An 11,000-nucleotide genomic window follows, 5' to 3' on the forward strand; every position below is an offset into this window, starting at 1 on the left:
ATTCATTTGAGCCATGAACGTATTACGATTTATTTTGGGAGACCAACTCAATTTAGACCATAGTTGGTTTAAGGAGGTAGATGACTCCACCATCTATCTTATGGCCGAAATGCGGCAAGAAACGGACTATGTGAAGCACCATATTCAAAAGGTAGTGGCCTTCTTCGTCGCAATGCGAAATTTTGCGGAGACGCTGGAAAAAAAAGGACATCGCGTTATCTACTTAAAAATTTCAGATCCCGAAAACCCCCAGAACTTGGAAAAGTTGATTTCCTTATATGTAGAAAAAACAGGAGTTAAAAAATTCGAATACCAACTTCCCGATGAATACCGATTGGACCGCCAATTACAATCCATCTGCCAGGTACTTGAGGTAGATACCGAAGCTTTTGATACGGAACATTTCTATACCAAACGCTACGAGTTAAAGGACTTCTTTGAAGGAAAAAAGCAATTGGTCATGGAAAGTTTTTATCGGATGATGCGTAAAAAGCACGATGTCCTAATGACCAATGGGCAACCTAAGGGAGGTAAATGGAACTTTGATCAAAGTAACCGGAAAAAATGGAAGGGAACACCAGAAATTCCCCAAGAAAAGTTCTTTGACAAGGACGTTTCCGCAATTGTGGAAGAGATAAACTTATCCGGTGCAGAAACCTTTGGCAATCTGGATAAAGCTCATTTTAATTGGCCCGTTTCAAGAAGGGATTGTCTTTTAGTGTTGCGGTACTTCTTCGAACATCTCTTAAAATACTTTGGCGATTATCAAGATGCAATGCATACGGATGAGAAATTCCTATTTCACTCACGACTTTCATTTGCCATGAACAGCAAGATGCTATCACCAAAAGAGGTCGTGAACCATGTTTTGGAATATTATAACAATTATTCCCATGAAATTCATATTTCACAAATAGAGGGCTTCATTCGGCAAATTATTGGATGGCGTGAATACATGCGCGGAATTTATTGGAAAGAAATGCCCGGTTACGCCAATCACAATAAATTGGAAAACTATAATAAACTACCCAGCTTCTATTGGACCGGCCATACCAAAATGAACTGTCTAAAACATGCCATAGGTCAAAGTTTGGACACTGCTTATGCCCACCATATTCAACGTTTAATGATAACTGGAAACTTTGCTTTATTGACCCAGACACATCCGGACGAAGTGGATCAATGGTATTTGGGCATCTACATAGATGCCTTGGAGTGGGTGGAAATTACCAATACCCGAGGTATGAGTCAATTTGCTGACGGAGGCATAGTCGCCACCAAACCTTACGTAAGCAGTGCCAATTACATCAATAAAATGAGTAATTATTGTACCACCTGTCATTACAGCCCAAAACAGAAAATCGGGGAAAAGGGATGTCCTTTCAACGCCTTGTATTGGAATTTTTTGGACGAAAAAAAGAAACATTTTGCAAACAACCCGAGAATGCGTATGATGCTAAATCTTTTAGAAAAAAAGGATAAACAGGAATTAAAGGATTTAAAGCAAAGGGCAAAAGACATTATCCAAAATCCCGAGAAGTATTAATCCACATTTAATAAACATTTAACGGTGCCGACACATCCTTATACTATCTTTGCAACGTATATATTGAGAATTTTCCGCTTAGGCGTCCATATATATCCAGAAAGTCCTTCACATTAGGTTTGTGAAGGACTTTTTTTATTGTAAATACGGGCCATCTTTTATATGAGGGTGGCAATTTATCCTTCTAAGCTATTTTTCATAAAGATCAGAAAATAAGAATAGCTAACTATCTCATTCATAGACTATTTTTGACCGGTAAACGATATCTTGGGAATTTTTGCCGAAACCTACGACCCATAAGTTTTACCCTTCATCGAACTTTAGGTCTTTAATCGAACAAAACACATTCTTAAACAAAGAAAATATCACACGCGAAAGGGTGGAGCATAATTTTGTTTGTTAAAAGTACCTTAAAAATGCATAGTTCATTTTTTTATACCATAGGTGGTCTAGCAATTCATAAAAAACATTCACCACCTATATCGGGTTAAAGGAAAACCAGCCCATAATTCACCTATTGTCTCTAAATCTTAACCGTAAACCTATGCGAAACTCTACACTTCAAGTAATTTTGAATAAAAAATTCGCCTATTCATCTTTGGTGTTTTTCATTTTTTCCCTAGTCGGTTCCTCCCTTGAGGTAAACGCTCAAGGTATTTCTTCTGGGGTCACCTTTAATTGGGCGGACACACAAAGTACTATTTCGGATCCGGCTAACTTAGAATCCATTACCATCAATGGAACGGTCTATAATACATTTGTAGTTCCTTCATCCTATGAATTGACCCGATTAGGTCCTGGGGGGCATAATGGAAACAACATCTGGCGCAATGGAACGGAAATTCTAGGTAGTAGTGGTAATGTGAATTGGAATACTAGGGCAATCGAGGCCTATCAATCCCTTAACCTTAACCACTACTTCGAATCCAATAGCAATGGTGATAATTTCTGTGGAGATTTCAATGCGGCAACGACAACAGATTCACAAATACAGACCATACGTTATAGCCCAGGTATTCCGTCAAACCCGGATGGCATACTGGCCGTAACGGAAAGAGGGGGAAACAACTGTCAATATTTAGAGTTGTATGGCATACCTTCCGGAGGTGGTTCGGAGCAATTGCTAGGACGCACTTTTGTTCGAAACAGTGGAAACCTTACAGGAGTAGGACCACAGGCCCCTCCAACCACAAATTCTGATTACTGGAGTAGCGGAAGGAATAATCAGAACGGCCAAATTATTGGAATTGCACTTTTTGAACTTTCGGATGTGGCACCTGTAGGTTCCACTATAACTTCCATTAGATATATAGCGGCAACCCATGATAACGGTGATGGTAAATTCTTTTTGATGCAGACCTATGCGGTAGATGATATCTTCGAATCTGAATTTAGGGAAGAATTTAACGGTGATGTGGGTGCAAATGATAATGTACCGGAAAACTCTTCATACAGTTACTTTGCCAGTGTTCAACCTTTAAATGGAACGGTAAATGTAAATGTTGATGGTACCTTTACCTATATTCCTGACAACGACTTTGTGGGGACTGATGTTTTTGAAGTTCAGGTTTGTTTACCCGCACCGAACCAATCGGTTTGCAATACGTCCACGGTTACCTTAACTGTAAAACCGGATAATCTACCAACGGCAAACGATGACAGTTATACCATAAACGAGGACCAGGCCAACAATACATTTGATGTTTTGGACAACGATGATTTTGGTTTGGATGGTCCCCAAGACAATAATGCCCTGGAGGTTGATTCAAATCCTTCAAATGGCACGGCTACCGTAAACAATAATGGTACCCCCAATGACCCGTTAGATGATTATATTGTGTATACACCCAACCCATATTATAATGGTTTGGACAGTTTGGTGTATAAAATCACGGATGCAAATGGAACTGTTGTCATGGCGACGGTGAACATCACGGTTAATCCGGATACTACAAAGAGTATTGAAATTACTACACAGAACATTACGGTTGCTGAAGACATAGGATTAGCGACGGTAACTGTTCAAATTCGGGGTAATTATCAAGTAGGTCCAACAATTGCTTATAGAACTATTGATAATACAGCTATTTCAGGTCAAGATTTTATAGCTGTGAATAGCAATCATACATTTGCGGGTAACGATGAGGAGACCTTTAGTTTTACGGTTCCGATTACGGATGATAACATCATTGAGCCCACTGAGCTGTTGAATATTGAGGTTACTTCTTCCTCATATCAATCCCCGGTAAACCTAACTACTTCGATTTCCATTTTGGATAACGACGCGGTACCGGGTACGGGCATATCATTCGCCAGCACCAACGTAACCGTGACAGAGGGGACAGACGCATTCGCAAGGTTCACCGTGAACCTGAACGGGGACATCGCAGGGAACGTATCGGTAGACTACGCAACCATAGACGGGTCCGCGACGGACGGAAGCGACTTCACGGCACAGACCGGGACCATTACCTTCACCCCCACATCCAAGTCCTTCGACATCGACGTGCCGATCCTGGACGACAGCGTGATAGAGCCACAGGAGGCGTTCTCCGTACAGCTATCCAACATCGTCTCCAACCTGGGCATAGGCTTCGTGGACGGACAGGCCACCAATTCGGCCAACGGGAACATAAACGACGACGACGCGGTACCGGGTACGGGCATATCATTCGCCAGCACCAACGTAACCGTGACAGAGGGGACAGACGCATTCGCAAGGTTCACCGTGAACCTGAACGGGGACATCGCAGGGAACGTATCGGTAGACTACGCAACCATAGACGGGTCCGCGACGGACGGAAGCGACTTCACGGCACAGACCGGGACCATTACCTTCACCCCCACATCCAAGTCCTTCGACATCGACGTGCCGATCCTGGACGACAGCGTGATAGAGCCACAGGAGGCGTTCTCCGTACAGCTATCCAACATCGTCTCCAACCTGGGCATAGGCTTCGTGGACGGACAGGCCACCAATTCGGCCAACGGGAACATAAACGACGACGACGCGGTACCGGGTACGGGCATATCATTCGCCAGCACCAACGTAACCGTGACAGAGGGGACAGACGCATTCGCAAGGTTCACCGTGAACCTGAACGGGGACATCGCAGGGAACGTATCGGTAGACTACGCAACCATAGACGGGTCCGCGACGGACGGAAGCGACTTCACGGCACAGACCGGGACCATTACCTTCACCCCCACATCCAAGTCCTTCGACATCGACGTGCCGATCCTGGACGACAGCGTGATAGAGCCACAGGAGGCGTTCTCCGTACCATTACCTTCACCCCCACATCCAAGTCCTTCGACATCGACGTGCCGATCCTGGACGACAGCGTGATAGAGCCACAGGAGGCGTTCTCCGTACAGCTATCCAACATCGTCTCCAACCTGGGCATAGGCTTCGTGGACGGACAGGCCACCAATTCGGCCAACGGGAACATAAACGACGACGACGCGGTACCGGGTACGGGCATATCATTCGCCAGCACCAACGTAACCGTGACAGAGGGGACAGACGCATTCGCAAGGTTCACCGTGAACCTGAACGGGGACATCGCAGGGAACGTATCGGTAGACTACGCAACCATAGACGGGTCCGCGACGGACGGAAGCGACTTCACGGCACAGACCGGGACCATTACCTTCACCCCCACATCCAAGTCCTTCGACATCGACGTGCCGATCCTGGACGACAGCGTGATAGAGCCACAGGAGGCGTTCTCCGTACAGCTATCCAACATCGTCTCCAACCTGGGCATAGGCTTCGTGGACGGACAGGCCACCAATTCGGCCAACGGGAACATAAACGACGACGACGCGGTACCGGGTACGGGCATATCATTCGCCAGCACCAACGTAACCGTGACAGAGGGGACAGACGCATTCGCAAGGTTCACCGTGAACCTGAACGGGGACATCGCAGGGAACGTATCGGTAGACTACGCAACCATAGACGGGTCCGCGACGGACGGAAGCGACTTCACGGCACAGACCGGGACCATTACCTTCACCCCCACATCCAAGTCCTTCGACATCGACGTGCCGATCCTGGACGACAGCGTGATAGAGCCACAGGAGGCGTTCTCCGTACAGCTATCCAACATCGTCTCCAACCTGGGCATAGGCTTCGTGGACGGACAGGCCACCAATTCGGCCAACGGGAACATAAACGACGACGACGCGGTACCGGGTACGGGCATATCATTCGCCAGCACCAACGTAACCGTGACAGAGGGGACAGACGCATTCGCAAGGTTCACCGTGAACCTGAACGGGGACATCGCAGGGAACGTATCGGTAGACTACGCAACCATAGACGGGTCCGCGACGGACGGAAGCGACTTCACGGCACAGACCGGGACCATTACCTTCACCCCCACATCCAAGTCCTTCGACATCGACGTGCCGATCCTGGACGACAGCGTGATAGAGCCACAGGAGGCGTTCTCCGTACAGCTATCCAACATCGTCTCCAACCTGGGCATAGGCTTCGTGGACGGACAGGCCACCAATTCGGCCAACGGGAACATAAACGACGACGACGCGGTACCGGGTACGGGCATATCATTCGCCAGCACCAACGTAACCGTGACAGAGGGGACAGACGCATTCGCAAGGTTCACCGTGAACCTGAACGGGGACATCGCAGGGAACGTATCGGTAGACTACGCAACCATAGACGGGTCCGCGACGGACGGAAGCGACTTCACGGCACAGACCGGGACCATTACCTTCACCCCCACATCCAAGTCCTTCGACATCGACGTGCCGATCCTGGACGACAGCGTGATAGAGCCACAGGAGGCGTTCTCCGTACAGCTATCCAACATCGTCTCCAACCTGGGCATAGGCTTCGTGGACGGACAGGCCACCAATTCGGCCAACGGGAACATAAACGACGACGACGCGGTACCGGGTACGGGCATATCATTCGCCAGCACCAACGTAACCGTGACAGAGGGGACAGACGCATTCGCAAGGTTCACCGTGAACCTGAACGGGGACATCGCAGGGAACGTATCGGTAGACTACGCAACCATAGACGGGTCCGCGACGGACGGAAGCGACTTCACGGCACAGACCGGGACCATTACCTTCACCCCCACATCCAAGTCCTTCGACATCGACGTGCCGATCCTGGACGACAGCGTGATAGAGCCACAGGAGGCGTTCTCCGTACAGCTATCCAACATCGTCTCCAACCTGGGCATAGGCTTCGTGGACGGACAGGCCACCAATTCGGCCAACGGGAACATAAACGACGACGACGCGGTACCGGGTACGGGCATATCATTCGCCAGCACCAACGTAACCGTGACAGAGGGGACAGACGCATTCGCAAGGTTCACCGTGAACCTGAACGGGGACATCGCAGGGAACGTATCGGTAGACTACGCAACCATAGACGGGTCCGCGACGGACGGAAGCGACTTCACGGCACAGACCGGGACCATTACCTTCACCCCCACATCCAAGTCCTTCGACATCGACGTGCCGATCCTGGACGACAGCGTGATAGAGCCACAGGAGGCGTTCTCCGTACAGCTATCCAACATCGTCTCCAACCTGGGCATAGGCTTCGTGGACGGACAGGCCACCAATTCGGCCAACGGGAACATAAACGACGACGACGCGGTACCGGGTACGGGCATATCATTCGCCAGCACCAACGTAACCGTGACAGAGGGGACAGACGCATTCGCAAGGTTCACCGTGAACCTGAACGGGGACATCGCAGGGAACGTATCGGTAGACTACGCAACCATAGACGGGTCCGCGACGGACGGAAGCGACTTCACGGCACAGACCGGGACCATTACCTTCACCCCCACATCCAAGTCCTTCGACATCGACGTGCCGATCCTGGACGACAGCGTGATAGAGCCACAGGAGGCGTTCTCCGTACAGCTATCCAACATCGTCTCCAACCTGGGCATAGGCTTCGTGGACGGACAGGCCACCAATTCGGCCAACGGGAACATAAACGACGACGACGCGGTACCGGGTACGGGCATATCATTCGCCAGCACCAACGTAACCGTGACAGAGGGGACAGACGCATTCGCAAGGTTCACCGTGAACCTGAACGGGGACATCGCAGGGAACGTATCGGTAGACTACGCAACCATAGACGGGTCCGCGACGGACGGAAGCGACTTCACGGCACAGACCGGGACCATTACCTTCACCCCCACATCCAAGTCCTTCGACATCGACGTGCCGATCCTGGACGACAGCGTGATAGAGCCACAGGAGGCGTTCTCCGTACAGCTATCCAACATCGTCTCCAACCTGGGCATAGGCTTCGTGGACGGACAGGCCACCAATTCGGCCAACGGGAACATAAACGACGACGACGCGGTACCGGGTACGGGCATATCATTCGCCAGCACCAACGTAACCGTGACAGAGGGGACAGACGCATTCGCAAGGTTCACCGTGAACCTGAACGGGGACATCGCAGGGAACGTATCGGTAGACTACGCAACCATAGACGGGTCCGCGACGGACGGAAGCGACTTCACGGCACAGACCGGGACCATTACCTTCACCCCCACATCCAAGTCCTTCGACATCGACGTGCCGATCCTGGACGACAGCGTGATAGAGCCACAGGAGGCGTTCTCCGTACAGCTATCCAACATCGTCTCCAACCTGGGCATAGGCTTCGTGGACGGACAGGCCACCAATTCGGCCAACGGGAACATAAACGACGACGACGCGGTACCGGGTACGGGCATATCATTCGCCAGCACCAACGTAACCGTGACAGAGGGGACAGACGCATTCGCAAGGTTCACCGTGAACCTGAACGGGGACATCGCAGGGAACGTATCGGTAGACTACGCAACCATAGACGGGTCCGCGACGGACGGAAGCGACTTCACGGCACAGACCGGGACCATTACCTTCACCCCCACATCCAAGTCCTTCGACATCGACGTGCCGATCCTGGACGACAGCGTGATAGAGCCACAGGAGGCGTTCTCCGTACAGCTATCCAACATCGTCTCCAACCTGGGCATAGGCTTCGTGGACGGACAGGCCACCAATTCGGCCAACGGGAACATAAACGACGACGACGCGGTACCGGGTACGGGCATATCATTCGCCAGCACCAACGTAACCGTGACAGAGGGGACAGACGCATTCGCAAGGTTCACCGTGAACCTGAACGGGGACATCGCAGGGAACGTATCGGTAGACTACGCAACCATAGACGGGTCCGCGACGGACGGAAGCGACTTCACGGCACAGACCGGGACCATTACCTTCACCCCCACATCCAAGTCCTTCGACATCGACGTGCCGATCCTGGACGACAGCGTGATAGAGCCACAGGAGGCGTTCTCCGTACAGCTATCCAACATCGTCTCCAACCTGGGCATAGGCTTCGTGGACGGACAGGCCACCAATTCGGCCAACGGGAACATAAACGACGACGACGCGGTACCGGGTACGGGCATATCATTCGCCAGCACCAACGTAACCGTGACAGAGGGGACAGACGCATTCGCAAGGTTCACCGTGAACCTGAACGGGGACATCGCAGGGAACGTATCGGTAGACTACGCAACCATAGACGGGTCCGCGACGGACGGAAGCGACTTCACGGCACAGACCGGGACCATTACCTTCACCCCCACATCCAAGTCCTTCGACATCGACGTGCCGATCCTGGACGACAGCGTGATAGAGCCACAGGAGGCGTTCTCCGTACAGCTATCCAACATCGTCTCCAACCTGGGCATAGGCTTCGTGGACGGACAGGCCACCAATTCGGCCAACGGGAACATAAACGACGACGACGCGGTACCGGGTACGGGCATATCATTCGCCAGCACCAACGTAACCGTGACAGAGGGGACAGACGCATTCGCAAGGTTCACCGTGAACCTGAACGGGGACATCGCAGGGAACGTATCGGTAGACTACGCAACCATAGACGGGTCCGCGACGGACGGAAGCGACTTCACGGCACAGACCGGGACCATTACCTTCACCCCCACATCCAAGTCCTTCGACATCGACGTGCCGATCCTGGACGACAGCGTGATAGAGCCACAGGAGGCGTTCTCCGTACAGCTATCCAACATCGTCTCCAACCTGGGCATAGGCTTCGTGGACGGACAGGCCACCAATTCGGCCAACGGGAACATAAACGACGACGACGCGGTACCGGGTACGGGCATATCATTCGCCAGCACCAACGTAACCGTGACAGAGGGGACAGACGCATTCGCAAGGTTCACCGTGAACCTGAACGGGGACATCGCAGGGAACGTATCGGTAGACTACGCAACCATAGACGGGTCCGCGACGGACGGAAGCGACTTCACGGCACAGACCGGGACCATTACCTTCACCCCCACATCCAAGTCCTTCGACATCGACGTGCCGATCCTGGACGACAGCGTGATAGAGCCACAGGAGGCGTTCTCCGTACAGCTATCCAACATCGTCTCCAACCTGGGCATAGGCTTCGTGGACGGACAGGCCACCAATTCGGCCAACGGGAACATAAACGACGACGACGCGGTACCGGGTACGGGCATATCATTCGCCAGCACCAACGTAACCGTGACAGAGGGGACAGACGCATTCGCAAGGTTCACCGTGAACCTGAACGGGGACATCGCAGGGAACGTATCGGTAGACTACGCAACCATAGACGGGTCCGCGACGGACGGAAGCGACTTCACGGCACAGACCGGGACCATTACCTTCACCCCCACATCCAAGTCCTTCGACATCGACGTGCCGATCCTGGACGACAGCGTGATAGAGCCACAGGAGGCGTTCTCCGTACAGCTATCCAACATCGTCTCCAACCTGGGCATAGGCTTCGTGGACGGACAGGCCACCAATTCGGCCAACGGGAACATAAACGACGACGACGCGGTACCGGGTACGGGCATATCATTCGCCAGCACCAACGTAACCGTGACAGAGGGGACAGACGCATTCGCAAGGTTCACCGTGAACCTGAACGGGGACATCGCAGGGAACGTATCGGTAGACTACGCAACCATAGACGGGTCCGCGACGGACGGAAGCGACTTCACGGCACAGACCGGGACCATTACCTTCACCCCCACATCCAAGTCCTTCGACATCGACGTGCCGATCCTGGACGACAGCGTGATAGAGCCACAGGAGGCGTTCTCCGTACAGCTATCCAACATCGTCTCCAACCTGGGCATAGGCTTCGTGGACGGACAGGCCACCAATTCGGCCAACGGGAACATAAACGACGACGACGCGGTACCGGGTACGGGCATATCATTCGCCAGCACCAACGTAACCGTGACAGAGGGGACAGACGCATTCGCAAGGTTCACCGTGAACCTGAACGGGGACATCGCAGGGAACGTATCGGTAGACTACGCAACCATAGACGGGTCCGCGACGGACGGAAGCGACTTCACGGCACAGACCGGGA

Annotated in this window: 3 protein-coding genes; all 3 read left to right on the forward strand. The window is 52.0% G+C overall.

Annotation, left to right across the window (positions count from 1 at the left end):
* Positions 1-13 precede the first annotated feature (13 nt).
* On the forward strand, positions 14-1,546 hold the full coding sequence (locus tag ACP2AF_RS20555; protein ID WP_425237997.1) for a cryptochrome/photolyase family protein: 1,533 nt from the start codon (positions 14-16) through the stop codon (positions 1,544-1,546).
* A gap of 544 nt (positions 1,547-2,090) precedes the next feature.
* Positions 2,091-4,895 carry a Calx-beta domain-containing protein gene (locus tag ACP2AF_RS20560; protein ID WP_425237998.1) on the forward strand — a complete coding sequence of 935 codons (2,805 nt, stop codon included), beginning with the start codon at positions 2,091-2,093 and terminating at the stop codon, positions 4,893-4,895.
* A partial coding sequence (locus tag ACP2AF_RS20565; RefSeq protein ID WP_425237999.1) for a Calx-beta domain-containing protein occupies positions 4,871-11,000 on the forward strand: 6,130 nt, incomplete at its 3' end. The genes ACP2AF_RS20560 and ACP2AF_RS20565, both read left to right, overlap by 25 nt.

The organism is Ulvibacterium sp., assembly GCF_965248315.1.
GTDB lineage: Bacteria > Bacteroidota > Bacteroidia > Flavobacteriales > Flavobacteriaceae > Ulvibacterium.

Bases quoted from the DNA above. Each gene is read 5' to 3' on its own strand.
- ACP2AF_RS20560 (WP_425237998.1), top strand. From the start codon at position 2,091: ATGCGAAACTCTACACTTCAAGTAATTTTGAATAAAAAATTCGCCTAT.
- ACP2AF_RS20555 (WP_425237997.1), top strand. From the start codon at position 14: ATGAACGTATTACGATTTATTTTGGGAGACCAACTCAATTTAGACCAT.